A 26410-nucleotide genomic window follows, 5' to 3' on the forward strand; every position below is an offset into this window, starting at 1 on the left:
CTGCGTATATAATAACCTTAATCCTCTCTTTTGTTCTTTCTGTTTATGTTTCTAATTTAATGAATTACAAACTTAAGCCGTATATAATTTATTGCTAGCTTCTCGCCTACTTACGAAAGTCCTCGCGGACTTTCTTGGTCGGTAATTATTTACTAAATTAGTTGCTTAAACCACGCAACAAACCATATACAAACACGTTGTGTGTAATTAAACGACAAACTTAATGAAGAACTTTTTTTTAATTTTAATACTTTTAAGTTCGTGTACACAGAAAGATAAATATCCGAATATCCCTGTATTTAATGAATCACTTTTGATAAATTATAATTTTGAAAAAGTTGAATACAAATCGTTTTTCATAAGTAAAACAAATAAATACCTTTATTTTAAACACGTAGAAAATGATAGTTCTTGGATAAAAATCACAGATGCTCGAACGAATAATTTAATAGCATCTATAATTATCGATGACGGTGCTTATAAGCAGAACATAGACAATTGGGGTAATATATACTTAAATATAGAAGATACTATTTACAAATATGAGCCGCCAAATTTTACGAGAAGAGAAATAGAAACGGTTTTATTAGAATATCCTACAAGAGGAGATTTAATGACTAAATATTCAAAAGAAATAGATGGATTTTCCTATAGAAAAGAGACTAATTTTTTAGAAGCTGTTAGAGATACTATAGTTAAAGAAAAATATTTTAAAAATGTAGATTCTATTTATTTATTAACAAAATCAGATATTATTTTTAAAACTAAAACAAAAGAATTTCACGCCAGTTACGAATTTTTAGATGGAGGTCATATATTATTTTCTAGACGTAAAGATATCTTTAATTTTAAAGTAAGGAAGGATATTGATTATCAATCAGAAGATGTCATTATCAAGTCAAAGCACTTAAATAAGTTTGATAAAGTAGTTTTAGATTATAATTTTAAAAGTCAGAACCATTTGGCATTTAATATTACATCTGATGAACTTGGTTATTATAATTTTGAATTCAAAAATAAAAAAATCCAATTTAAAACATCTTTTGCATCTGAATTAAGAGATTTTGAGGGTAATATATTACTTGATATTGATGACAATATTTACAAAATAATTTCACTTAAAAATGAATAATTCATAAAATTATGAATAAATTACAAACTTAAGAAGTGTATAATGTAAAAAACGACTTACCAAGATTCAAAATTCCGCAATAAAAGTTTTCAGAAAGTTTAAAATAACAAGCCGTAAGAGCATAAAATTTTCCAATTCATCATCCATACAAAAATTTCTATGCCCTTACTCGTTCTGTACTTCAATTAAACATGCAACACTTTCGTTTTTTTATCATAAGCCAAATTGTTTTTAGACTTTCCAAACTTGTTCAAAATCAGAACACCTATAAGTATTCCTAACATCCCTAAATAATGCCAAAAAACCAACTTTTCACCATCTAACACACCCCAAAGCACAGCAACAACGGGAATCAGATATGTAAGCGAACTAGCAAAAACGGCTGTAGATTTTTGAATTAATTGATTCTGCATAAACTGGGCTAAAGCTGTTCCCAAAACACCCAATGTAATTAATGATAGCAACGGAAAAAATTGTTGCTCACTAACGTTGATATACGACTCATATCCACTAAAAAATAAAAAAAGAAAGCCAAATATTCCTGAAAAAGAAACAGCAATTGTGGTTACGTGAAGTGAATTCACATCTGATAAATATGTTTTTACAATATTAAAATTCAATCCGTAGCAAATAGTTGCGACAATGATTAATAAAGCATATTCGTTTAACGAAAATGTGCTTCCTGTATTAATCAAAATTAAAAAACTAGCAGAAATAAAACCTATAGCAAGACCCAGCCATTGAAATTTATTAATAGATTTTCTAAAAAACAGTAATCCAAGAACACTTGTAAACATTGGAACTAAAGCATTTAATATTCCTGCAAGTGCACTACTAATTTGAGATTGTGCGATACTAAACAGATAGGATGGAAAAACCATACTCAACAAGCTTACTAGTAAAATTACTGGAACTTTTTCACTAGGTATTTTTCTAATATGCCGAATAGCAAAAAAAAACATGACTAAAAAAGCAGATACTAACCGGATAGTTGCAGCCTGCCAAACCGTATAACCTTTTAATCCATTTTTAATCAAAATGAACGAACTGCCCCAAATTAAAACCAACGCTATAAAATAGAACCAAACTTTATAATTATTTTTTACTTTCATCTCTAATATAAATTGAAATACAAAGGAAGAATACTCTTATGATTAAAAAAAATACTTAATTTTAATTAATTGATAACATATTTTAATCAACAGAATGACAACTACGCAATTACAAAACTTTTTGGTATTGTCCGAAACACTGAATTTCAGAAAAGCATCGGAACGGATTTTTATTGCTCAACCCGCTTTAAGTAGGCAGATTCAGGTGCTTGAGGAAGAAATCGGTTTTTTATTGTTCGACCGTTCACGAAAGCAAATTGCGTTGACTAAATCGGGAATATTCTTTAAAACGGAGGTTTCCAAAATGTTGAACCAACTCGACCAATCCATTAAAAGAGGAGTTTTGATTAATCAGGGAAAGGCAGGCGAAATTAAAATTGGACACGCAAGTTCGGCGATGCATACTGTCTTGCCAAAACTGCTACGATATATGGAAACGAATCTGCCCGACTTAAAATCAAGTCTCGTAGAGGGAACTAATGAAATGATTTTCGACAAATTGAACGACAACGAGGTGGATTTTGGTTTTGTTCCAAACGCATTTATTCCCGATGGACTTTCGAGCCTAACGATTTACAAAGAAAACTATCTTTTAATTTTACCCAAAGAACATCGGTTGAACACCTCTAATTTTAAGGATTTGGCGGACTGTAAAAACGAAAAATGGGTCTTGAATCCACAACCCGAGGGATTTGGATATATGGAAGAAATTTTAAAAATCATTGGAAATTATGGATATTCCCCGAAAATCGTGCATCGTTCGCCGAATACATCGACCGTCCTAAGAATGGTTTCTGCAGGACTTGGAATCACGATGATGGGAAAATCGACCTTAAAAGGGTTTTCGCTTGACCTAAAAAGTATAGAACTTTCTGATTTGCCATACCAATTGGATATGAAATTGGTGTGGAAAACGGAACGGGAAAATGAATTGGAATCGTATCTAAATTTTTTGAAACACTATTTGAAGATTTAAACATTGGAATACTTAACCCGTTACACACACTTTTACACCAACGCTTCATCCGCTGCAAAAATGAGTGTTTACTCCCTTCTTTATTATATGATAAATAAATGCTCGTGAATCTCCTTTGTCGATTTCACTACCTTTCAAAAGGAACACTTTAGAAGAAAACTTTTGAAGAACATTCCATTTACAAAAACAAACATTCGGACTAAAATTAATGGATTAGAATAAAAGGAAAAATTATTTTAATCACAAAAACTTGGGTAGAAAACACTATGCACAACAAAGTAATGTGGTAAAAAACAAGTAAAAACTCATTAACTTTTCACTAAAATACTTCTATAATTATTATCATAGGTTAGCCCTGATTTTGCGATAGCAAAAGCTTGTTTTAGTAGCTTATTACACACCGCTATTAAAGCAAGTTTTTTGCTTTTGCCCTTTACTCTTAGCTAAAATTCACTTATAGAATTCTTGCTTTTTTTTAAAATTTCTTGTTTTTTCTTCGGTTTGTATTTACTAAATTGGTTGCTTAAACCACATTACCGGCAATCGTAACAAAATGAGAATGTTGATATACTAAGTTATGAATGATTTACACGTAAGTACAATAATAACTATTATATTGATTTGCCATTTAGCAGCCATTACCATTGGGTATAAAATGCAAAAAACAACTTTAATAATTTCTTATTTGAATATGGTTACTGTGATAGGGATATTTGTTTTTTGGGCCATTACTAGCCCGACTATAAAACAACATAACTTTGAATTTAGAGAATTATTAGTGATATGTTTGGAAGCTTTTATTTTTATATTCGCTTTCTACTCTATAATTGGTTTTCATAATAAAGCTTATGTAAAAGTCATAAATTTCATTGGATTTGGAATTCATTTATTGGCTACAATAGGAATGTTTTATTATATGTTCACATTCAAATTTGACAAACTTTTTTAATGATAAACCGAGCTTAATAATGAAGGTTTCTGAAATTAACATATTGATTATATTACTTGTATTTATTCATTTTACAGGATATGCACAATCAGACAATAATATGATAAACAGTTCTATTACAATGCCTTTAAAAATTGGAAAAAACCCTAGTACTCAATTTGAGAAATTAGTTATAGAACCTGCCAATTTATTTATTCAATCCAAACCAATAAACAACGACTCACCACATTTTCAACTAGAATTAAATTTATTTAAAAACAATACTAAACACACTACTTTTCTCTGGTGCTATGATGCGTCTACTAATAATGAAAAAGCAAACTATCCAAAAGCATATCAAAACTATTCTTTTGCTTTAAAAATTAACAAAAAGGAAGTTACGTTAGTTGTGGAAAAATTAGACTTTGGAAAAACAATGTTTATTGATTTTGGGCAAACAGCAGTTATTGGTAACCTTGAAATTATGTTTGTAGATTTCATTGGAGAATGGTCAGAGGATATAAATGGAAATCAGACAGGTACCTTTAATTCATATAATATTTCATTATCAGAAGGAAGTGAGCAGAAAACTGTGTCGTTTACGTCACTAAATAAGCTTACAGATAAGAAACTAATTATAGAATGGAAGAGTTATAAAATTTTGATTTTAGAAGGTTCGGAAAAAGCACTAAAGCTAATCGTGCATAAAAACGATTCTTAAAAAACTATAGGTAACAAATACGTGTGTATTAATTACGTGCTTAACCACCCAACTAACCTTATACATAAACACATTGTGCACAATTAAAAAATTCCGTTTCTATAAACCATTTAAGTTAAATGACTGTATCTTTGATAGTATCAAAAATGAAACCACCCTACGAAATAACATCAAATATATTAAAATTAATAACTTCAATTTCTGAGAAAATAGGAGAAGTAAATGCCAACTTATTAAATAAACCTTCTCCAAAATTAAGAAAACAGAATCGAATTAAAACTATTCATTCTTCTTTAAAAATTGAGGGTAATACACTTACCAAAGAACAAATAACAGCACTTTTAGAAAATAAACAAGTAATTGGTCCTAAAAAAGACGTGCTTGAAGTTTTAAATGCAATTAAAATCTATGAAAATTTAAAAGATTATAATCCTTCCAAAGAAAAATCATTTTTAAAAGCACATCAAAACTTAATGGAAGGGCTTATTGAAAATTCTGGAAAATATAGAAATCAAACTGTCTGAATTGTAAAAGGTTCAGAAATTGAACATTTAGCACCTCCTTTCGCAAATGTGCCCTACTTAATGAAAGACCTTTTTTGAATATTTAAAGTCAGATGAAATTGAACTAATTAAAAGTTGTGTTTTTCATTACGAAATGGAATGTATCCATCCATTCATAGATGAAAATGGCAGAATGGGACGATTATGGCAAACTTTAATCCTAATGGAAAAATATCCAATCTTTGAATTTTTGCCTTTCCAAACCTTAATTAGTAACGACCAAAAAAATATTATAAAGCGTTAGCTGAAAGTGATAAATCTGGAAAATCAACTAAGTTTATTGAGTATATGTTAAACGTAATAGACATTTCAATAAGTCAATTATTAGATTACAATAGCCGAACCATAAATGAAAAAGACAGATTAGAATATTATGTTTCATTAAATAAAACTGAATTTACAAGAAAAAATTATATGGATGTTTTTAAAGATATTTCTTCAGCTACAGCAAGTAGAGATTTAAAAAAAGGAACTGAATTAGATTTATTTGAAAAAATAGGAGAAAAAAATAAGACAATCTATCGTTTAAAATAACTGGGAACAACAGCATGTATTACCTAAAGATTGCTCGAGTTCTCTTCTCTAATTTTGTTAAAGTTAATAACATCAAAGTAAAGGAGACCGTTGTAAGTAATGCACGAAAACAGAATAAACCCTTCTGAGCAATAGAAAAATGACCGTTAGGAACGAAAGAAAAGCTTTAAGAAACAGATGAATAGCCTTAAGGAACGTACCAAGAGCTGTAAGGAACACATGAAAACTCTTAAGGAACATGACAAGAACTTTAAGGAACGCATGAAGAGCTTTAAGGAATACAAGAAAGACTTGAGAAAACGGAAGAACGATAGGAAAAAACAAGTAAATTTTATACCTTTTTAAATCAAAGTATTTTTATAATTTGCACCAATAAGGCAAACCACTTTTTTCCTTATCTTTAACCTACAATAGGTAAACTAAAAAAGAACATCGCTATGAAAAACATTGCTTACATTTTCTTTTTATTTATATCTCTAACAAGTTGTGGAGTTAAAAAGGAAAAGATATTAGAACACAAACGAATTGAGAGTTTAATAAGCTCCCTAAACTATAAGGTTACGCTACCTAAAAACTGGAAACCAATTTTAAACTCTCACAATTTACTAAGTTATTCTCCTAAAAATCTTGGGGACATATTTTATAAAAACATTGTTCAAATACACGAATTAAAAGCAGCTAAAGTTGATGAAAACTCACTAAACGAACTGGTTCAAGAAAAAGTTAAACAGTGGAATAATAACGTTGAAATTAATTCTCAAAATCTAATAAAAGGAACTACAAAGTATGGGGAAACTTATACGTATATCTACGAACATAATTGGAATTCTACACATTATAAAAATACATTAATATACTTTAGGCATAATGATATTGTATATGAGTTCAATTACTCTTCTGATATTAGATTTTATGAAAAATATAAGAATGATGTGGCTTTCATCTTAAATAATTTAAAATTTAATGAGTAAAAATAGTGCTATACAAATTATCCTACTTTAATTTTTTAAACTATATACCTCACATTAAAAAATGTTAACTTTTTTAGCATAAAAATAACAGTGGCTTTGGTAAACTATCAAAGCCGCTTTTGTATTTTTATCGCTCTTATAAACTGAAAAAGTTAATTTAAAAAAACTCCTATTCCTAAATCTTACTCGCTGTATTTTGCTCCTAAAAATTAAAATAATAACAATATCTCATAAATTAAAACTACGCTTAAAAAATTAAACAGCTTATGAAATCTTTATTTTTAAAATATAAAATTGCTTACACTACACTTGCCTTAGCTCTATTCCTTTTTTCCTCTTGTTCTAGTGACGATGAGACTCCTGATACTGGAAATGATGTTTATATTAGCATACCTGATAAACATTTTGAGGCAATATTAGTAGAACAAAAGTTAGATAGTGATGGTAGTATTAATCAAAAAATATCAATAGAAGATGCAAAAAAAATTACTCGTTTAAACTTAAACTTAGATAGTAGTTTTGGTGAAACGAGTGACTTAACTGGTATTGAAGCTTTTTCAAACTTAACGTATTTATCTGCGGCTGGACAAAAGATTAAAGCTATTAACCTAAGCTCTAACACAAAGTTAGATACCTTATATTTAAACGCAAACTACTTAGCTACTATTGATCTTAGTAATAATCCTAATCTTCTTTTAGCAGATATTCATTCCAACGACCTTACCACTATTACAGGTTTGGAAAAAGCTGGTAAGCTTAAAATATTAAATTTATCTTTTAATAAATTAACTCATTTAAATATATCTAATAATTCTTTAGAAGAATTAACTGTAACTAACAATTTACTAACTTCATTTAAAACAGAAGACACCTCAAAATTAAAAAGTGTCGTATTAACAAGTAATAAAATTACTTCTATTAGTATTGATGACATTAGCCCTTTAGAAACATTTTTAGTTTCAGACAATCAAATAAATACTATTAATATTCATTCATTTATCAATTTAAAACATCTGTATATCACTAGTAATTTACTTACTAATTTAGATGTTAGTTATAATTTGAAACTTGAAGATTTAAGAGTAGACAGAAATCCTGATTTAACTTGTATTAAAATTAATGCGGATCAAGCAATACCAACTGTTTATAAATCTGATAGTCAAAAATTAAGTGACACTTGCTTATAAATTACAAATAGTTAGAATAAAAGAGGTAACTTTATAAAAATGTAACACTTAGCAACAAAATTCTACTTTTTTGTAGTTTTACAATATACTAACTCAAAACTTTTATAAACATAGGTCTATGGAAACAGTTACTACTAGGACAAGTAATGCTTTTAGTGATCGTATTAAGCTACCTCTTAACTTTAATACCGCTAAAATGCTTGAAGAGGCTAAAGCTTTACAGCTAGATAATTTTGAATATTACGATGTAATTCCTTTACGATCACCTGCACATTTAGTTGACACTTCATTACCCTTCCCTCCTCCTGCTGAAGATTATGCTGATGGTTCTTGGACAGATTGGCTAGATACTAGTGCTTTAAAAACATCACCATCCTTAACTAGTATTATTGATTTTTTTAAAGAGAACACTACTGTGAATTTAGTTAGATTGCTTCGACTAGCACCACATTCAATAGTAAAAGAACATACAGATCCTACTTTAGCTTTAGAAATTGAAAGATCAGTAATTCGTCTTACCATTCCCATACTTAATAATAAAAATGTAACTTTTTATTTAAATAACACTCCTGTATTGATGAAACCAGGGGAATGCTGGTATATGCGACTTACAGATCCTCATAAAGTTATTAATAACGGGGATGAAGAGCGAATAAACCTCACCATAGATATGACTCCTAATGATTGGATTCGAAAAATTATTAAAGAAAGTCAAGAAAACTCTAATTAAAACAAAAAGGGTACGCTAGCGTACCCTTTTTTAATTTTATATACTTTATGTTTTATTCTAACGCTCCCAAGTAACGTTCAGCATCTAAAGCCGCCATACACCCTGTACCTGCAGCTGTTACAGCTTGACGATATTCTTTGTCTTGCACGTCACCTGCAGCAAAAACTCCTGGTAAATTAGTTTTAGTAGATTTTCCTTTAGTAATTAAATAACCTGTTTCATCCATGTCTAAAACATCTTTAAACAATTCAGTATTTGGTTTGTGTCCTATCGCAATAAATACACCTGTTACTGGAATTTCAGTTTTCTCTCCTGTTTGATTATTCACAGCACGAACTCCTTCAACAACATTTTCGCCTAATACCTCATCAATTTCAGTATTATATAAAACGGTGATATTTTCAGTTTTGTTTACGCGGTGTTGCATTGCCTTTGAAGCACGCATATAATCTTTACGCACCAACATAGTAACTTTACTACAAATATTAGCTAAATACGTTGCTTCTTCAGCAGCGGTATCTCCTGCTCCAACGACTACAACATCTTGCCCTTTATAAAAGAATCCGTCACAAGTAGCACAGGCAGAAACTCCTCCACCTATTAAACGTTGTTCACTTTCTATACCTAAATATTTAGCAGTTGCTCCTGTAGAAATAATAACAGTTTGTGCTTCAATCTCAGTCGACTCATCCACAATTACTTTATGAACTCCACCTTCTTTACCAGAAAACTCGACCTTTGTTACCATACCAAAACGAACATCAGTTCCAAAACGTTCCGCTTGACTTTTTAAATCTTCCATCATTGCGGTACCATCAGTTCCTTTCGGATATCCTGGGAAATTATCAACCTCTGTAGTTGTTGTTAACTGCCCTCCCATTTGCATTCCTGTGTACATAACTGGTTTCATATCTGCTCTTGCTGCATATATTGCTGCTGTGTAACCTGCTGGACCAGACCCAATAATCAAACATTTAATTTTTTCTGCCATTATCTTGAATTTTTGAAGTTACAAATGTAATTTTTTTTTACTTCTATTATCTGCTTTTAAATATATTTTAACTATCACTTTATAAAGTCATGTTATTGAATAAATATTTATTTTTTTATTTGTTGTTTACTTTTTTTTTATACATTTGCAGTCCCAATTAAAAACGGGGTGTAGCCTCTCGTTTTACTCGAGATAAACTATACTACCAATTTTACACTTTTCGGGGTGTAGCGTAGCCCGGTCATCGCGCCTGCTTTGGGAGCAGGAGGTCGCAGGTTCGAATCCTGCCACCCCGACTAAAATTAATACCAATAGAAACTAAAACCTTGTAAATCGTATGATTTACAAGGTTTTATGGTTTTTAGACTATCATAAGAATTGAATCAATATGACTTAATTCGGTTCACAGTTTCAAAACACAAAAAGTGTGAACCGAATAGAATCTAAAATACTGTAATTGAAATAGTTGATTTGACTTTCGTCTTGAACAAATGTTTAACTAAAAGACGACAACTATGCAATCACAAACCACCTTTACCCTGTCATTTTGGGTTAATGCTACACGCATAAAAAACAACCAAGTTTCAGTTTTTGGCAGAATTACCGCAAACGGTAAGCCTGCAAATATTAGCTTACAAAGAAAAGTAGTTCTTTCTGAATGGGATTCTAACAAAGGAAGAGCTAGAGGCAACAAACAAGAATCTCGATTACTCAACAGGTATTTAGACCAGGTCAAAAACAGAATTTATGAAGCTCACGACGAACTTGTAAAAGAAAAGACCTTTATCTGCGCTCAATCTATTAAAGCAAGGTTTTTGGGAGAAGATAACGAAGAATATTCTTTACTAACATTAGTAGATTACCACAATACCCAAATGAGCGAATCTTTAAGCTATGGTACTTTAAAGAACTATTTCACTACTCAAAAATATATCAAGCTATTCCTAACAAAAAAGAAAATTCAAGACATCTATTTATCACAACTCACATTTAGATTTTTAGTTGATTTCGAAAAATTCTTGCGTTCTTATGTTCCAGAGGACCATCAAAAGCAAATGGAAAACAATACAGTTATGAAGCATATTCAACGGCTTCGTAAAATGGTAACATTAGCCTACAAAATGGAATGGATAGATAAAGATCCTTTCATAAAATTTAAACCAACGTATATCAAGAATGAACGTGAGTTTTTAAGTAAAAAAGAGTTGCAAACCATTATTGAAAAAGAATTTGAAATTGAAAGACTGGAGCTCGTTAAGTATTTATTTGTTTTCAGTTGCTATACAGGCTTATCATATATTGATGTCATGAACCTCAACGAAGATAATATCACCTTTGGTATTGATGGTAGAAAATGGATAATCACCAATAGACAAAAAACACATAACAAAGTAAAAATTCCGTTGCTTCCAATTGCTGAAGAATTAATTGAGAAATATAAAGGACATATTAAAACCAAAAAAACAAAAACCTTATTTCCTAACATTTCAAATCAGAAGTTAAACTCGTATTTAAAAGAGATTGCAGACTTATGCAAAATCAAAAAGAATTTAACTTTTCATATCGCACGACACACATTTGCCACTACAATAACTTTAAGTAATGGTGTGCCAATAGAAACAGTATCAAAATTGCTGGGCCACTCTAAAATTTCAATTACTCAAATTTATGCTAGAGTTTTAGAGCATAAGATTAGTAGTGATTTCAACAAATTAAGGGAGAATTTGAAAAACAAAGAAAAATCTACCAAAAATAGAGTTAGTTAGTTCTTTCAGTTTCATAATTTATATATAATTTTGTTTTAGTTTAGTATGTATTGAGAGGAAGTTATATTTTACTGAAAATAATTGTAATGCAATATGCACGAATTTATAAAGTATATTCAAAAGTACATTTCAGTATCTGAAGAACTAAAAAATGTAATAAAAAATGTTGTAGTTGTTAAAGATTATGAAAAAGGGGAACAACTTGTAAAACAAGGAAAAATATGTAATAAAACTTATTTTATCTTACAAGGTACGGCGAGAGTTTATTATTATTTAGAGGATAAAGACATCACTAATTGGGTCTATCCTCAGAATGTAATATTTACATCTTGGAATAGTTACGTTTTGAGAAAACCATCTTCTGAAAACATAGAAGTAACCGAAAAATCTACTATTCTATCGCTGAGTTATGACGATTGGCAAGAAATATATTCTAGTTATCCTGAATTTGAAAGATTTGGAAGAATGATTGCTGAAGAAAATATAGCAACAATTGATGATTTTTACAAAAAAATTTATTTTTTAAACGCAAAAGAAAAATACGAGAAACTTCTACAATATTATCCAACTATTATTACACGCGCTAATCTTGGACATATAGCCTCTATGCTAGGTATCTCACAAGAAACACTAAGTAGAGCAAGAGAATAATAAAAAAGCTTCTATTTTTATAGAAGATTTAAAACAAATTATATGTTAATTTGTTTTAAAATACTCTTACAATATTAAACCAAAAAAATACATTTTCAAACCATATTTCCCTTCTGCATTACTTATAAATCCAGGTTCGTTTGTAGACTGAGCATTAGAGAATAATAACTGAAAAACGTGTCCTCCTGTTTCAATATCTAAACCAATCGTTATAGGATTATGGTATATTGAGTCTTCGTGTCGACTAAAATTGTATACATAATCTGCGTTAATACTCATTCGTTTACTAATTTTCATACGACCACCAAAACCTAAAGCGTATTGATTATGGTCTTGAAAAGGCTCTAAAACCAAATTTTGTCTCACAAACGTTGGTGCAACTTCTAAAGATAAACTATTGCTAAAACGTCTAGATATTAATAATTGAGTAGCATAACTCATTCTATCACCAAACTCTAACAAAGGGTATTGTTCTTTTCTTAAATCAGTACGAATGTTAACAGCTGTATAAGCTACAATATTTAATGGAAACTTTTCCGATTGTTTTAATATACTCACTTTTGCGTGTGTTGCATAAGTTTTACGAATTGACTCACGAGAAATACCAAATTGTATACCGTCCATAACACCGTAAAATAACTGAATTTTGGTATTAGCTTTATCAAATCCAAAGAAAGTTATCAATCCATCTTTCAGTGTTCCAAATCGATGCGATACGTATAAGTATAAATCTTTCTTACCGGCTACTTTAGTCGATTGAAGGTTTCCAATCTTCATAGCCTTAAATGCTGGCTGTTCAAATATTTGAGATTTAGTTTCTTCTTCAAGCTCATCAAGTAAATCATCTTGAGCATTAACATAAGATGTTGCAGTGAATAAGAAAAATGTAATGAATATATGTATAAATGTTTTCATTTAAGTGTTTTTACAATTTATAAGTGTAATAATTAATCAATGATATCAATTGATGATTTTCGTCTGACCTAATTTTAGTTGCTCTAACAAATCATCATAGCCTATCATTCTAGCTTTTATCTCTAAGGTTTTACCTAATGTAATTTTTGAAACCTCTTCTGTATTTTCTAGCTGGCAAAATGTATTATCATTCAATGTAAATCCATTATCATCAATTGAAGTCACCTTACCAGAAAGTTCTACTACTACATCTTGCCAAGGCGTTGCACCTTGTGCTACTCTATTTGTAAACTCTTCTACAGTACCAGTAAATTTAACAGAGCGCTCATCAAGAGTTTTGTATGGTTGGTATGCATAACTTATAACCCACTACAAGACTAATGAATATTACTGCTAAAAGAATTTTATTTTTTTTCGATAAGCTCATAATCTAGAGTAATATTTATGGTTTTTGCTATCTTTTCACGAACTATACTTGGTATTTTAATACCATAGTCTTCAGGCTTTACACCAAACATTGAAGTAAGTAGTATTTTACTATCCTTTTTGCACAAATTAACTACAATCTCAATAGGTTTACTTTTTCCATGAACTTCTAATAATCCTATTAATGTGAATGTTTTTGATGTTTCCGATAATTTGTCTATTGAAAAATCCTTAATAGAACCTTTAAATTTAGCTTTGGGAAACATATCAGAATCCATATAGCTTTCATTAAAATGTTCTTGCATCAAAGCAATTTCAAAATGAAAAGCTTTTACAAAAAGCAATCCAGCTATATTTCCATTAGAAGTATCTAAGATTACGGTAGTACTCTTATTAGTTGCTTCTACAGGTTCAAATGCTTCTACTGAAGCTTTAAAATCTGTTATACCTGTTTTTGTAAAGTATTTTTGCGCAGAAAGATTAATGCTTGCACATACTGTTAAAATCAATAGGATATATTTCATATGTTTTGCATTTGAAGTTTATTACTGCTCTAATAGACCATCTTCCACCCATTTATCAATCAACTGAAGAATTTGAGGATTTAAACGTCCATTTGGCGGCATAGGGTTTGTTTGGCTATTCATTCTTTCAACCAAATTTCTATTTAAAGCAGCATTTCGCGTATTAAAAAAGGATGTTAAATCTAAACTACCTTGAGGTGCTGGGCCACCATGGCAAGTAATACAGTAATTATCCATAATGGCTTTTACATCAGATTGATAAGTAACCGTTCTCTCAATGGGTTCTAATTCACTTACACTACCTTCATCAATGATAGCTGTAGTACAACTTTCCATATGCAGTAGCAAGGTTAATAAAAATAGAAATGCTGTTTTTTTTCATAAAACTAGTTTTGAACATTTAGGTTTGTAATCGTTATTTGAGCATCTGTTTGTTCAGGTGCAATTGTTACCATTTGTTGTGGGTGTGAAATATCACCATCTGAAATAAAACCATCACCATTAGCATCTGCAATTACAGTTACATAGTAATCACCCGGATGTAAATAAGTAACCAAAAACTCATTCTCACCTTGAGACAACTCAGGAAAAAGTAGTACACTATTAAAAGCATCTGAACTTGCATAATAACCAAACTGATCAGTTAAAGGCTCTTTAGATAAGTGAACAAAAAGAGTAGCATCATTTAATGCTGTTGGTCTGTCTATATTAATAGTAAGGTAACCCAAATAAGGTGTTTGGTCTATACGCCAAAGGTCACCAGATTCTTGTGCTAGTGTAAAAACATCATTTCCCTCAGCTAATGCTAAAAAAGAGGCGGATTTAGCTTCTGTATTGTAAGCTTCCCCAGATTAGAACTGCTTAGTTTTCCAAAATTACATTTTTATTTTGTTTTCTAACACCTCTTGGGCTAGCCCAAGAGGTGTTAAGTCTTGCATATTTTACTGGCGGGATTTTACCTAGACTGTCGTGTGGTCTTTTATGGTTGTAATCGTCCATCCATATTTTAGTTTGCTCTCGAACTTGATTTAAGTCTTCAAAAATATACTTGTTTAAAACTCCACGCCTGTAAGAACCATTGAAACGTTCAATAAAAGCATTTTGAGTTGGTTTTCCAGGTTGTATATATTTAAATTCTATATGATGCATCTCACTCCATTCTTTTGTAATATTGGCAATAAACTCAGGACCGTTATCCATTCGTATCTTTTGCGGTTTTCCTTTTTTATTAATTAAATGATTGAGCACCCAAACAATACGATTACTCGTTAATGAATAGTCTATTTCGATATGTAATGCCTCTCTATTAAAATCATCAATTACATTAAATGCTCTAAAGCGTCTTTTGTTTTCTAAGACGTCGGTTACAAAATCCATACTCCAAGTATGGTTTAATACATTTGGAACTTCTAGAGGTTCTTTAATTCTTGCAGGTAAGCGTTTCTTCGCCTTCCTTCTTAAGGGAAATCCTAAGGCTACATAAACACGATGTACACGCTTGTGATTCCAAGGCTTTCCTTCTTCACGTAAGCGATCAAAAGCTTTCCAAAATCCTTCTTCTGAATGGTTTTTAGCTTTTTGTTGTAATGCTTTCTCTATAATCTTATCATCTTTAGGCTGTGGCTTATAGTAATACACGCTTTTACTCATATTTAACACACGACACGCCCTATTGATGCCGTAATGAATAAGTTCTTTAGTAATACTTCGTTTACGACAGGGCTTTAGAGCTTTTTTTCTATAACCTCTTTAGCCATCTGGTGATCTAGAGCTAAACTTGCATACATTTGTTTTAACCTATAATTTTCTTGTTCTAGTTCTTTGAGTCGTTTTAATTCTTTAGAATTCATCCCAGCATATTTTGAACGCCATTTATAAAATGCAGCAGCACTTACACCGTGCTCAAGGCTTATCTGGTCAACACTCTCGCCCTTGTCGAACTCTTTTAAAATCTTTACAATCTGTTGCGGTGAAAATTTACTTTTTCTCATAATATTGTCTAAAGTTAAGATTATTATGCTAATTTTAAACAGTTCGGTTTTTGGGGAAGATTACAAATCCCTCGTATCAAAATTTGTTTTTGCTATCAAAAGAAAAATTACTGGGAACAAAAACATTTGGTTCTGGGAAAATACATTTACATACTCAACAAATAGGATAATTATTTCCAATGCCCAAGAAGGAAGTGATGATGTAATAGAAACGGTTAAATCAAGAAGTGAAATATATAATATTGATTTAGATAGTTCAATAGGAGAAAAAATTGAATATTTCAAGCCAATTTTAGAGCAGTTCTTTAATAGTCGTTTCAAAAAATCTTTAGATAAATTATCTGATGATGTAGAAAAAAAAGGTTGGAAGCTTTTCATGAAAGTGGTCAAAATTCTAATTAATGAAGACTCACGTGAAGCTAATGTGATTAAAATATTGCAACAGTATGGCTTTATTGGCAAACATATAAATAGTTTCAAGGAAGTTGAAGCCAGTTTTGAAAAGATGTTAATCCCTTCAAAAGGAAATGAGTTAATTAATAAAAAAAACAATAAGCACGTTTTTTGAAGGTATAAAATTTATTAAAGAATATTATGTAAACAGTTCGTATAAAAACCTATATAATACAAATCAAATACTGGTAAATACGCTGAACAGCGAAGATAATTATCAATCAAGGATTGAGCTCTTTGGCAAACTGTATGATGCCAAAATATTAAAACCTAGTGCTGATGATGCTTTTATGGAGTGTACGCATTGCGATCCATTAACTTATAGAGGAGTTTTTCAATTACGTTTAAATCCAAAAAAGTTAAAGAGCCTCAAATGTCCAGTTTGTGCTAAAGAACTAACCTTTTTTGTGCCCTATGAATTACATGAAGATATTTATAACATAGTTAGAGAAAAAGACGGTCTATTATTAAATGCCTTATGCAATAAATTAGATACTCATAGCATTAAGTATCAATTGAATCCAACATTCTTAAAAAATATAGAAATTGATTGCCTATTTAAAGCAGAAGAATCAACATATATTGTTGAGGTAAAAATGTATAAAATCAACACATCAAAGGCTAAATTAAAAAGTAAAATACGGAAGCATTTTGGAAAGTTGGTTAAAGACGTAACCCGATTATTAGAACTCGAACAGTTTAAAAACCAAAAAATAAAGCCAATACTCTTGCTAAACATTCCGGACAAAGAGTTATTGACAGAAGTTAATCATGAACTAAAAACGAATAATTTAGATAGTATTTCCCAGCAAGTAAAAATCATAAACTTGAGTTTATTAAAATTTAAAGAAGAATAATTCCCCACAAACCAAAACCCAGTTTTCTCGCTACCCTTCGCTTTAGCCTGTCGAAAGTTCAAAATCCTCTGTCTTTTGGTTTGTTCCGCTCGCCAACGCTCATGTAGTTTTTGGTTGCTACCGCTCACACAGCACATTGCTTCTTTTGTTTAAAGTCTTATTTTAATAATTACACAATCAAAAAAGACAAATGCGTAGCATTCACGAACACCTTAATTTAAAATAAAAATGAGGTGAGTAAAGAGCTGTTCCCAACGCTCACACCAAAAACTACCCAAAGCTATGTTACATAATGCGCAGTTATAGTAGCATTCATTCACTTTCTGTACTATAACTGCGCATTATGTAAAATATCCGCTCACCAGCCGCCAATTCAGAACTGACATTTGAATTTAGAACACACAATTTTCCATCTTTTCCCCACCACCCATTTCAACGGTATAGGTTACAGCAATTTATTAATGTTTTGCCTTGTGTCTGCGGTAGGATGCATTACATTCGCTCAATCCCTTACCAGGGAATCGCTCTTTCCATTTACCCACCTCAACACCGCGCATAAAAAAAGAGCATTTTTTAGAAAATGCCCTTTTTTTATCTTTCCAACCGCTTAACATCAATAATCACTTGCACCTACGACACTTTGCCCCGTTAAGTAAGTCGTTCATATCTTGTTTCTAAAATACCTTTGTAAGCAGTTTTCATATCATCCGATAAAAAGGAATTATCAATCCATTTTATAGCTTTAGATTTATTTTTGAGCATACGCTTAAAAACACCTTGTATTTGTCTATCAGTTAATCCAAGTCCTTGACCTAAATGCTCAAAATGGGCTTTTTTAAATTTTCGCTTTTTCCCTTCAAGGGTGAGTGCCAATTCTTCAGTATCTTCAGGAAGAACAATAGACACATTTAACAAATCATATGCAGGAGCTAATATCCAACCTGAAGGGCTTTCTATCATGGAAAAGTTTTTCAAATGCATATCATTGTTTCCCGTGAGAAAACTAAAGATAGCCAATTCAAAATAGAAGATTTTATCCAACAAAGTATTATTAGAATAACTGTCCAAGGCTTTACCAACTTTTTCCATGGAACTTTTATACTTATCAAAAGCTTCCGTTATTTGAAACATATCCAACATATGGATTTTCTTTCCTTTTTCAGTCCTATCGATACGTTTGGTAACATAAGACAATTCACCCGAAGACAATTTTATCAAACTAGAGGGAACAACCCGTATGCCAAAAGCTTCCGCAATCCGCATAGTCAAATGTTCGTTCTCTGGCATTTCCGGAAATTGATGGGATGGTGGTTTAAATATATACTGACCACCAAGTGCACCAACAACAGTTAACCGTGTATCGGCTTGTTCTTGCGTTTCTTTTATCAAGGACATTGATAGTTTAGGTTGCACACCTGGTACAGTAACACTGCGCTCAACAACACTCTTTGCCAATTCTGCCATTTGGTCTATAGTGTATGGGATTATTGGAGGTGTTGTAGTGCCAAAGAATTCCATAGAACATTTTTCATGAAAATCAGTTTCATTTTCAAGTGGCTCATAACAATATAAACATCTATTCTTCATGGTTATCAGTTTTAGGTACAACGCTTACTGCCCCAATACAATTCTGGCAACAGGCCAATAATAATCCCATACGATCATTTCGGTTTATTTTCCAGTTTTTTGATGCTATATCCAATAACCAACCTTCAGGGATCAAACCTTCAAAAAAAGGAAATAGTTTATTATCAGTATAAGCTTCTTTCCTAACAGGCATGGTAAACGTTATAAGTTCAAAAGGATGAGTTTCTATATAAGTTGCATCGTACTGAAAAACATAATCACCTTCGTCAGTTTCGGTAATAGTTCCTGCCAAATAATCTTTATAATATACATTACCTTGTCTCATTGTTCAATGCTTTACTATTTACAGGGGCTAACTCATGCCCAAACATAGCAAGAACAAGATTAACCTTTTCCATATTAAGCTTGGTCTTACCTTGTTCTATTTTTCGTACCACAGTTAAAGCAACACCAGCTCTGTCGGCAAACTCTTCTTGTGTGAGCCCAACTTCTTTTCTTCGTTCTTTAACAAATTCTGCTAATGATTTCATCTTATATTTACATTATGATTATATGCTTTTGCATATAATTTAAAGCAAATATACATAATTATATGCTTTTACATATAATTTAAATAAAAAAGACACAATTATATGCTTTTGCATATAAAATTAGGAATAGGTTTTAAAATTAAGTGAAGAGGTTAAGTATAAGAAAGCCCAGAAAGATACTGGGCTTATATTTACATTTTAAGATTTTTAATAAACTTAACAATGGATTTGAACAACATCGAGGCAATAAAACTGACCAAAGCCCCAACAAATGCCAAAACAATAGTGGTAACCAAATCCTCAACACCAATATTAACAATTGATGAAAAGAAAGTACCGCCAATAATGGCAGATTTGGTGTTATAATCCATCGTCATTCTCATCAGTTTCTGTGTTTTCATCATCGGTAACTACGGCTTGACTTACTGCGGTGGCCACAGTACCAGCAACAGTCATATAAGTAGCAATGGTTACCACAATGGCAGGCATACTAATCGGTGCAGCTATGATAGCACCACCTGCAGTAGCCAATGCAATACCGATATTTCGTAAAGTCTTGAAAAATTTGGGAGTTGGTTTTTTATAACGTTCTACAATGTTCATAATTCTGTGATTTAATAGTTAATAAAATAGGTTCTTTTCGGTCTTTAGCTTGATACACCAAAGACAACAGTTTTTGCATAGCATTTTTAGAGTAAATACCCTTTCCTATACCACTCAGATAAGTTACTGGAGCAATACACCCTTGAAACTCTTTTAAGGCATCATTAGCAGGATGAAACAAGATAAAGCTTCTACCTTTTACAGACTTCAAAATCAAATGATGCTTAAACCGTTTGGAAAAACGTGGTTCAACTTCGTAAGTACCTTCAGGAATACAAGAGATGTTTCGCTTGTTATTGTTCCATGGCAATTCGATGGTGTAACAAAGGAATTTATTAGAATTAAAGAGAGTACCATTTGTACCCTCTTTAAAATAGGCTCTATGCAATACTAATTCCATGTTTATGGAGTATCTACAATAACAATTGCCAAAGCGTTATAAGCACCGTTCTTAAGCTCGTACATTTGTCCGTTTACCTCTTGGTAAAACTCAATACCAAGCACCTGAACAACAGGAAGCGTTGAGTTAGCAGTCAAAGAAGCGGTCAAGGCAATAGCAGCTGTATCAGCAGCAGTGTAAGGAAGAATAGCAGTCTCATCATTTTCAAATGTTGAGGTTTCGTTCTCAAAATCCAATTCAGAAGCCCCCATTACCACCTTAAAATGGGTTGTTCCAGTTGGAGCTGCAATCCTAACCGTTGGAGAAAATGCATCAAGGTTAACCGTAGCATCACCAGAAACACGGTCAAAAGCGTTCGTAAACGGAGCAAAAAGCGTTGTGCCTAACTTTCCGCCTAGGTTGAATTCAAAGCTATTTAATAAGCTTAAATCACCATCCTATAAGATTCTCAAACCTCTCTCATTGGTTGTGTCGGTCTTAGTAATCGCAACCAAAGTTTTAGTCTAGCGAGACACCACACGTTTGTCCTTTGCATTTTGCAAAAGAATACGAATAGCACTTCGTAATACTTTACCACCCTTTCCAGCACGTCCAAATTCAGACCCATTTTCACGCGTTCTCTGAAACGCAAGATCGTTCGCAATACGATTGCCATCAACACCGCCTTTTTCGCGCGCAAGATGTCCGTCAGTTGTTTTGTAAAAGGAAATACCACCGATAGTTCCTTTTAGTTTAATAATTCCAGTTTGTTTTGCCATAATAATTCGTTTTTTGATTAATATTTCAAATCACGTAACTTTATGGCTTGCTGTAAAAAATCAAATTCCGTTTTTGGACATTCATTCCGATACAACCAAAAACGTCATTAAAATATTGATAACCCATTCGGGTTTACAACATTTTAACAACGCATCATCATCATCATCATCATAAACTATAAAGTATGGATGATTTACGAATAAAGCATAGATAAAGTATTATGACCCCAAAAAGAGCTTGCATATACCCAAAAGATATTCAGCGTATCACAGGACGCAATGAACGCTATGGGCGTAAGCTTTTAAATGATATTAGAAACTACTTTGGAAAGGAATCTTACCAATTTTTCACAATAAAAGAATTCGTTGAATATGGCGGAATAGAAGAGGAAATTGTCAACAAATATTTAATAGATTAATCATAATATTTGATACATATTGACTGGTTTTAATCGAGTTAAAATTGTAAATTTGTAGTAAGACGTTCAGATAAATAATACTATTTCAAACTAACAGATAGGTCTACAATTCGGTTCACACTGTTTTAGTTTTTTTTAGATTATCATAAGAATTAATATGTTTTGATTAAAAACGTCAACAAATCGGATAATGGACTTGCAACAAAAAGTCCAATCATTGTTCGAGCAACAATTTGAAGCTGAAAATGAGGGTGGAGATCTGGAGGATGATTTTGAATTCATAGAGAAGAAGTTCGAGAACCATTTCAAAACAGAAAAACGAATCGAAGAAACGACAGTTCCTAAGATAGGATATGAAAAACTGGGAAAAAAATAGAAGCCTAAAACAGGGGTTGGATATTTATTTCTTGGCAGAACTCATCTATAACATAAAAAATCCTGGTGACTCTGTCTGTAGAAACCACGAGCATAAAACCCAGTAAAATAAACTGAAAATCAGTAATTTATTTTAAATTATTCTCTACTTTTTCTTTCTTATAACATACCTTTTTTATATATTTATCCTTAGCAAACCTAAACCAAACCTTATGAAAAAGTATTATCTACTACTGTTATGTACATTTGTTGTCTTAGCAACCAATGCTCAGGATACTAACTCCTCTACTCATAGTATCACTATTAACTTCTCTGAGATTGCCATTGTTGACCTCGAAAGTGGCGGAAGCGCAGATATCACGCTAGATGCTACCGCAGGTGTATCTGAAGCAGGTAATCCTGTAAACTTTGGTACTGTTACAAACAATTCGCTCTGGCTGAATTATACCAGTATCCTTGGGAACGAAGCCAACAGATCGATTACAGCTGCTATTACCAACGGAACTGTTCCTGCCGGTATTTCTCTTAATGTTACCGCAGCAGCAGATGCCGGTAATGGAGACGGAACCATGGGAACCTCTTCAGGATCAGTCGAACTTTCAGGCACCCCTCAGAATTTCATAACTGGAATAGGCAGTGCCTACACCGGGAATGGTATCAGTAACGGCCATAACCTTACCTATGTGTTAGGTATTGCTGATTTTAGTGCTTTGGACGCCGATAATTCAGGGGCTTTAATAGAGGTTACTTATACTATTACCGACACCCCTTAACCTTATACCTATGAAATATTTAGGTCTTATAACCTTGTTCTTCATAGTTCAATTTAGTTATGCCAACATAGCTATTTTGAATGGTTTGAAACATGAATATTCATCATCAGGAGATTCAATAAGTGGAGAGATTGATGTGAAAAATATATCTGACGCCCAACAAAAGATTATTTTATATCTTCAGGACATTTTAATCCCCTGCAATCAAGATGTAGTTTTTTCTGAACCCGGAAGTTCTGTGAATTCCTTAAATAATTGGATCTCCATAGAAAACAATGAGGTTATACTTGAACCTGGGGAAGTTCGAAAGATTAAATATAAAATTGTTTTTCCAAAGAACATAACTCCTATGGGGTATTGGAGCATGATTATGGTCGAAGGACAAACCCCTTTATCTGAACAAAAATTAAAGAGCATTGTAACGGTTAGCTCTAAAATACGCTACGGCGTTCAGATTATTTGCAACCTAACCAATGATTTTGACCAAGCGCTGCAAATTGAAGATGCGAAATATAACCCTGTTACCGGCACTGTAGAAGTTACATTATCCAATCCCTCTGATTATGTTGCCAAATCTTCGCTATCTATAGAAATATACAATAAAGAAAGTGAATTAATCTCCGACAAATCTTCCCAGAAGGTGAATATATATCCAGATTCTTGCAGGACTATAAAAATGCCATTGGATGCCCCTAATGACTCGGGTAAATACACCTGTATGATTATAATGGATCATTCGTCTGAACTTACAGGAACTTCTTTTGAATTTATCGTTGAGTAACAACTACGTCTCTGACGTAAAAAACAGTTTATTTGATCACCCCAAAAGGAATAGCAGGCTTTAAAAACATAGGCATCAATAGCCTTTTACTGGTCGTGTTTCTACTTTGTGAACCACTAAACGCTCAGCAAACAGAAATAACCACTCCAAATGACACCATACATATATTGCCCAATAAACGCTATACCATTCCGGTAACCTTTTTTAATCCAACACAATTAAAAGACAGCCTACGCATCTTTTTAAAAGTTCCCGGCACCATATCTGTTTTTCACAATATCCCTGAGAATACCGTTTTAGAGAGAAATTCTAAAAAATTATCATTTATCCTGCTAAAGACAAACTCAAAAGTACGCCCTGCGCTATACCCTCTGAAATTACATTATGGTAACGGAAAAATAAAACGTGTAAAAACCATATACATAAATCTTCAGGAAGAAGAAAGAACAGAGGCTTCAGCTATCTCTTTTCCTGAGGAAGTAAAAAGTGATGAGGAATTTTACATTAAGTATTTAATAAAAAACACAGGAAATATAGCCGACACCTTGCAGCTAACATACACGAATGCTGTTGTTGGAGATGATATAAATAAAACATGGGTCTTAGCCCCTGGCAAGGACCTTTCTATTGAATTGCCCTTCTTCGTACCTGAACAAGGTCTTGGAAAAAGCTATTTTATGGCAGAAACACATTACAGGTCAATACATAACGGAAAATTAACCAAAATCCGTAAAAGCATCCCTGTTTACCACTCTACACATAATAACGATAAAGATCGGTTGACTTTTCCGGTAACTGCTGGAATAAAATATTTTAACAACAGCCTGCCAGAACAGGAAAACCAAAGTCATTTTCAATTTGAGTTCTCCGGCAGTGGATATATTGATACCATTAGGAATAAAAAAGTTGATTTTACGCTCAGGGGACCAAGCACCTTGGAGCAACCCAGGTTTGGCAGTTACGATCAATACAGTGTGAATTATACATCAGAAAAATTGCATGTTGCACTTGGAGATTATCCGTTAAAACTAAATGTTTTAAGTCTTCAGGGCAGATGGGTTAGAGGAGCAGAGATTAAAACATACTTCAATCAGAAAAATTCAATTAAAGCCTTTTATGGGAGACCCCGTTTTTTTGCTCCTACGAACACCCTCTATGGGGCAACATACAGTTATACAAACAATAAAAACTTCTCATACTTCCTTGAATGGTTTCAAAAAGAAGAAGATTATAAGAATAAATTACACAATGGATGGATCGGTACAGGCGGTTTCAATTACAAAAGAGAAGGATTTACTTTTCAGGGACTCTTTTCATATAGCAATACTGATGTATACAAAGGTCACGGATTTCAAATTAACCCCCAGTTCAGGGACGACCATATAAATGCCTCTATCGATTACCTGTATACTTCAAAAGATTTTTTCGGTTATTATAACGATAGCGAGCTTTTAAATGCCCGTTTTCACTATAACTTCCTAAAACGCTTAAGAATCGGTATAGGATACAATCAGGCACAATACAACAGACAGCTCGGGGACCTTGAATTCAACACCCAGCCACAATACAATATGTTGTTTTCAGATGTGAGGTGGTATTTAAAATCTACTAATTATATCCAGTTTAAATTATACAGGAGAAACAATAAGGATCAGGCTGTAAATGCTACGTTCAATTATAAAGAATCTGGTATCAGAGGTATATTAAACTGGAATTTTAACGGGTTTAACGCCAATATTCAAAATACAATCTCCGAAACTGTTAACTACCTGACAACTAAAAACCACAATAGCGGAACCTCGTACAACACCAGACTAGCCCTTACCTATAATCCCTTTAACAGTCTTTCTGTTAAACCGTATACAGAACACCTGGCTACCAATAGATTTAATCAGAGCTCTTCAATTAATGAGACCTATTGGTATTACGGACTATCTGTTAATTACCGTACAGAGAATTTTAATGGTTCTGTTTTCTGGAGAAACTCTTATGCCAAAGACGAGTTGTATAAAGACCGAAGCTTTTTTAATGCCCTTCTAAACTATAACATAAACAAAAGGGGACTTTTATCACTGTCAGGAGGCTACACCGTTTTTCCTTCTCCTCTTGAAAACAAAGACCTTTATTTCAGCCTGGGATACCGGCATCGTTTCGACATCCCATTAGAAAAGAACAGGAATAAGTTTAGCTTAATGGGAGACATCCGGTTTTATGGTCAGCAACTCCTGAATAAAACAGGAATCAGGTTCCGGGTAAACAATGACGAGGTTGCCACCAATCAGGACGGCCATTTTATAATCAGAAACATCAAAACACCGTCCGTAAGGGTCGATATCGATAAAAACACCTTACCGGCCGGCTATCTTACCTTTGAAAAATTTCCACAAATCGTAGACCTCATAGAAAATGACGTAACACGGATAAACCTGACCCTTGTTAAAGAAAGCAGCTTAAAAGGGAACCTGTCTGTAAAAAAAGCCCCGTACAGCAAACTCCGAGATTTTAAAATTTATCTCAAACTTTTTAATGAGGATTATCAATATTTTGCCGAGGTAAATAAAAAGAGTATCTTTAGGTTTATGCATATTATTCCCGGAACATATAAACTGGAAATAATTAACAACCTTAAAAAAGATCGTATAGAAATTGTTTCCATGACTGATGAAGTAACCCTTTTACCAGGGAAAACCAAAACCGAGAATATTGAACTAAAAGAAACTGAGCGAAATATCCGCTTTGTTAAATTGAAAAAATAA

The 26410-nt window shown here is 32.3% G+C and carries 29 protein-coding genes, 1 tRNA gene and 3 pseudogenes; 18 read left to right on the plus strand and 15 right to left on the minus strand.

The annotated features are described in order from the left end of the window. Positions 1 to 223: 223 nt before the first annotated feature. Positions 224 to 1132, plus strand: coding sequence for a hypothetical protein (locus MK851_RS07840; protein ID WP_320242944.1), 909 nt, complete (start codon positions 224 to 226; stop codon positions 1130 to 1132). A 185-nt stretch (positions 1133 to 1317) separates the two neighbouring features. Here the strand turns inward: MK851_RS07840 and MK851_RS07845 are convergent, their stop codons facing one another. After that, on the minus strand, positions 1318 to 2244 hold the full coding sequence (locus MK851_RS07845; protein ID WP_320242946.1) for a DMT family transporter: 927 nt from the start codon (positions 2242 to 2244) through the stop codon (positions 1318 to 1320). Positions 2245 to 2338: 94 nt separating this feature from the next. Between MK851_RS07845 and MK851_RS07850 the strand changes: the two genes are divergently transcribed. Then, positions 2339 to 3220, plus strand: a complete 882-nt coding sequence (locus MK851_RS07850; protein ID WP_320242948.1) for a LysR family transcriptional regulator — start codon at positions 2339 to 2341, stop codon at positions 3218 to 3220. A gap of 308 nt (positions 3221 to 3528) precedes the next feature. Here the strand turns inward: MK851_RS07850 and MK851_RS07855 are convergent. Continuing rightward, positions 3529 to 3663, minus strand: a pseudogene (locus MK851_RS07855) (IS110 family transposase); the annotation flags it as partial. Positions 3664 to 4212: 549 nt separating this feature from the next. Between MK851_RS07855 and MK851_RS07860 the strand changes: the two are divergent. The 5 genes and pseudogenes from MK851_RS07860 to MK851_RS07890 all read left to right on the plus strand — a co-directional run bounded on the left by MK851_RS07860 (position 4213) and on the right by MK851_RS07890 (position 8854). Beyond that, positions 4213 to 4869 (plus strand): hypothetical protein, encoded by a 657-nt coding sequence (locus MK851_RS07860; RefSeq protein ID WP_320242949.1) that lies wholly within the window; start codon positions 4213 to 4215, stop codon positions 4867 to 4869. A gap of 146 nt (positions 4870 to 5015) precedes the next feature. Beyond that, positions 5016 to 5966: pseudogene (locus tag MK851_RS15675) on the plus strand (Fic family protein). Between the two features lie 437 nt (positions 5967 to 6403). Further along, a complete protein-coding gene (locus tag MK851_RS07880; protein ID WP_320242954.1) occupies positions 6404 to 6937 on the plus strand; it encodes a hypothetical protein in 534 nt (177 codons plus the stop codon). A gap of 266 nt (positions 6938 to 7203) precedes the next feature. Next, on the plus strand, positions 7204 to 8124 hold the full coding sequence (locus tag MK851_RS07885) for a hypothetical protein (protein WP_320242956.1): 921 nt from the start codon (positions 7204 to 7206) through the stop codon (positions 8122 to 8124). Between the two features lie 118 nt (positions 8125 to 8242). Further along, positions 8243 to 8854, plus strand: a complete 612-nt coding sequence (locus MK851_RS07890; protein WP_320242958.1) for an aspartyl/asparaginyl beta-hydroxylase domain-containing protein — start codon at positions 8243 to 8245, stop codon at positions 8852 to 8854. Between the two features lie 52 nt (positions 8855 to 8906). On the opposite strand, the gene trxB is transcribed toward MK851_RS07890, so the two are convergent. Beyond that, positions 8907 to 9845 carry a thioredoxin-disulfide reductase gene (gene trxB, locus MK851_RS07895; RefSeq protein ID WP_320242960.1) on the minus strand — a complete coding sequence of 313 codons (939 nt, stop codon included), beginning with the start codon at positions 9843 to 9845 and terminating at the stop codon, positions 8907 to 8909. A 221-nt stretch (positions 9846 to 10066) separates the two neighbouring features. Between trxB and MK851_RS07900 the strand changes: the two genes are divergently transcribed. The 3 genes from MK851_RS07900 to MK851_RS07910 all read left to right on the plus strand — a co-directional run bounded on the left by MK851_RS07900 (position 10067) and on the right by MK851_RS07910 (position 12262). After that, positions 10067 to 10141 (plus strand) — tRNA-Pro (locus MK851_RS07900). Positions 10142 to 10360: 219 nt separating this feature from the next. Then, positions 10361 to 11611, plus strand: coding sequence for a site-specific integrase (locus MK851_RS07905; protein WP_320242962.1), 1251 nt, complete (start codon positions 10361 to 10363; stop codon positions 11609 to 11611). 93 nt (positions 11612 to 11704) lie between these two features. Next, positions 11705 to 12262 carry a Crp/Fnr family transcriptional regulator gene (locus MK851_RS07910; RefSeq protein ID WP_320242964.1) on the plus strand — a complete coding sequence of 186 codons (558 nt, stop codon included), beginning with the start codon at positions 11705 to 11707 and terminating at the stop codon, positions 12260 to 12262. 66 nt (positions 12263 to 12328) lie between these two features. On the opposite strand, the gene MK851_RS07915 is transcribed toward MK851_RS07910, so the two are convergent. The 6 genes from MK851_RS07915 to MK851_RS07940 all read right to left on the minus strand — a co-directional run bounded on the left by MK851_RS07915 (position 12329) and on the right by MK851_RS07940 (position 16118). Further along, entirely contained in the window at positions 12329 to 13177 is an 849-nt protein-coding gene (locus MK851_RS07915; protein WP_320242966.1) for a DUF5777 family beta-barrel protein, read from the minus strand. Between the two features lie 45 nt (positions 13178 to 13222). After that, entirely contained in the window at positions 13223 to 13402 is a 180-nt protein-coding gene (locus tag MK851_RS07920) for a hypothetical protein (protein WP_320242968.1), read from the minus strand. A gap of 179 nt (positions 13403 to 13581) precedes the next feature. Next, positions 13582 to 14127 (minus strand): YceI family protein, encoded by a 546-nt coding sequence (locus MK851_RS07925; protein ID WP_320242970.1) that lies wholly within the window; start codon positions 14125 to 14127, stop codon positions 13582 to 13584. A gap of 21 nt (positions 14128 to 14148) precedes the next feature. After that, on the minus strand, positions 14149 to 14463 hold the full coding sequence (locus tag MK851_RS07930; protein WP_320242972.1) for a hypothetical protein: 315 nt from the start codon (positions 14461 to 14463) through the stop codon (positions 14149 to 14151). Positions 14464 to 14513: 50 nt separating this feature from the next. Continuing rightward, a complete protein-coding gene (locus MK851_RS07935) occupies positions 14514 to 14855 on the minus strand; it encodes a hypothetical protein (RefSeq protein WP_320242974.1) in 342 nt (113 codons plus the stop codon). 133 nt (positions 14856 to 14988) lie between these two features. Continuing rightward, positions 14989 to 16118 (minus strand): IS3 family transposase gene (locus MK851_RS07940; RefSeq protein ID WP_320242976.1). Its coding sequence is split into 2 segments (ribosomal slippage): positions 14989 to 15857 and positions 15857 to 16118, totalling 1131 coding nucleotides; the frame shifts between segments, so codons are not numbered across the junction. A 25-nt stretch (positions 16119 to 16143) separates the two neighbouring features. On the opposite strand from MK851_RS07940, the gene MK851_RS07945 reads away from it, so the two are divergent. Together MK851_RS07945 and MK851_RS07950 are read left to right on the plus strand one after the other, a co-directional pair. After that, positions 16144 to 16686 (plus strand): hypothetical protein, encoded by a 543-nt coding sequence (locus MK851_RS07945; RefSeq protein WP_320242978.1) that lies wholly within the window; start codon positions 16144 to 16146, stop codon positions 16684 to 16686. A gap of 175 nt (positions 16687 to 16861) precedes the next feature. Beyond that, complete coding sequence (locus MK851_RS07950) at positions 16862 to 17428, plus strand: hypothetical protein (protein ID WP_320242980.1); 567 nt, start codon at positions 16862 to 16864, stop codon at positions 17426 to 17428. A gap of 648 nt (positions 17429 to 18076) precedes the next feature. Here MK851_RS07950 and MK851_RS07955 read toward each other — a convergent pair. From MK851_RS07955 to MK851_RS07965, 3 genes are read right to left on the minus strand one after another with little or no spacing between them, the layout of a single operon-like run. After that, on the minus strand, positions 18077 to 19015 hold the full coding sequence (locus MK851_RS07955) for a HipA domain-containing protein (RefSeq protein WP_320242982.1): 939 nt from the start codon (positions 19013 to 19015) through the stop codon (positions 18077 to 18079). Beyond that, positions 19005 to 19340 carry a HipA N-terminal domain-containing protein gene (locus tag MK851_RS07960; protein ID WP_320242984.1) on the minus strand — a complete coding sequence of 112 codons (336 nt, stop codon included), beginning with the start codon at positions 19338 to 19340 and terminating at the stop codon, positions 19005 to 19007. Before MK851_RS07960 ends, MK851_RS07955 begins: the two co-directional genes overlap by 11 nt. Beyond that, positions 19327 to 19545 carry a type II toxin-antitoxin system Y4mF family antitoxin gene (locus tag MK851_RS07965; RefSeq protein ID WP_008238836.1) on the minus strand — a complete coding sequence of 73 codons (219 nt, stop codon included), beginning with the start codon at positions 19543 to 19545 and terminating at the stop codon, positions 19327 to 19329. Before MK851_RS07965 ends, MK851_RS07960 begins: the two co-directional genes overlap by 14 nt. A 222-nt stretch (positions 19546 to 19767) precedes the next feature. Between MK851_RS07965 and MK851_RS07970 the strand changes: the two genes are divergently transcribed. Next, on the plus strand, positions 19768 to 19911 hold the full coding sequence (locus tag MK851_RS07970) for a hypothetical protein (protein WP_320242989.1): 144 nt from the start codon (positions 19768 to 19770) through the stop codon (positions 19909 to 19911). Here MK851_RS07970 and MK851_RS07975 read toward each other — a convergent pair. From MK851_RS07975 to MK851_RS07985, 3 genes and pseudogenes are all read right to left on the minus strand, one after another. Continuing rightward, on the minus strand, positions 19906 to 20148 hold the full coding sequence (locus MK851_RS07975) for a hypothetical protein (RefSeq protein WP_147679095.1): 243 nt from the start codon (positions 20146 to 20148) through the stop codon (positions 19906 to 19908). The two genes, MK851_RS07970 and MK851_RS07975, sit on opposite strands and share 6 nt — an antisense overlap. Continuing rightward, positions 20126 to 20548 (minus strand): DUF5675 family protein, encoded by a 423-nt coding sequence (locus tag MK851_RS07980; RefSeq protein WP_320242992.1) that lies wholly within the window; start codon positions 20546 to 20548, stop codon positions 20126 to 20128. Before MK851_RS07980 ends, MK851_RS07975 begins: the two co-directional genes overlap by 23 nt. 2 nt (positions 20549 to 20550) lie before the next feature. Beyond that, positions 20551 to 21306, minus strand: a pseudogene (locus tag MK851_RS07985) (hypothetical protein). A gap of 221 nt (positions 21307 to 21527) precedes the next feature. Here MK851_RS07985 and MK851_RS07990 point away from each other — a divergent pair. From MK851_RS07990 to MK851_RS08010, 5 genes are all read left to right on the plus strand, one after another. Further along, complete coding sequence (locus tag MK851_RS07990; RefSeq protein ID WP_320242994.1) at positions 21528 to 21725, plus strand: hypothetical protein; 198 nt, start codon at positions 21528 to 21530, stop codon at positions 21723 to 21725. Positions 21726 to 21915: 190 nt separating this feature from the next. Then, positions 21916 to 22101: a hypothetical protein gene (locus tag MK851_RS07995; RefSeq protein ID WP_303510951.1), complete on the plus strand. Its 186-nt coding sequence runs from the start codon at positions 21916 to 21918 to the stop codon at positions 22099 to 22101. Positions 22102 to 22312: 211 nt separating this feature from the next. Continuing rightward, positions 22313 to 22873: a hypothetical protein gene (locus MK851_RS08000; RefSeq protein WP_303510948.1), complete on the plus strand. Its 561-nt coding sequence runs from the start codon at positions 22313 to 22315 to the stop codon at positions 22871 to 22873. 10 nt (positions 22874 to 22883) lie between these two features. Then, positions 22884 to 23654: a hypothetical protein gene (locus MK851_RS08005; RefSeq protein WP_303510946.1), complete on the plus strand. Its 771-nt coding sequence runs from the start codon at positions 22884 to 22886 to the stop codon at positions 23652 to 23654. A gap of 32 nt (positions 23655 to 23686) precedes the next feature. Continuing rightward, a complete protein-coding gene (locus MK851_RS08010) occupies positions 23687 to 26410 on the plus strand; it encodes a hypothetical protein (protein WP_320242998.1) in 2724 nt (907 codons plus the stop codon).

This window comes from Tenacibaculum sp. 1B UA (assembly GCF_033978845.1).
Lineage (GTDB): Bacteria > Bacteroidota > Bacteroidia > Flavobacteriales > Flavobacteriaceae > Polaribacter.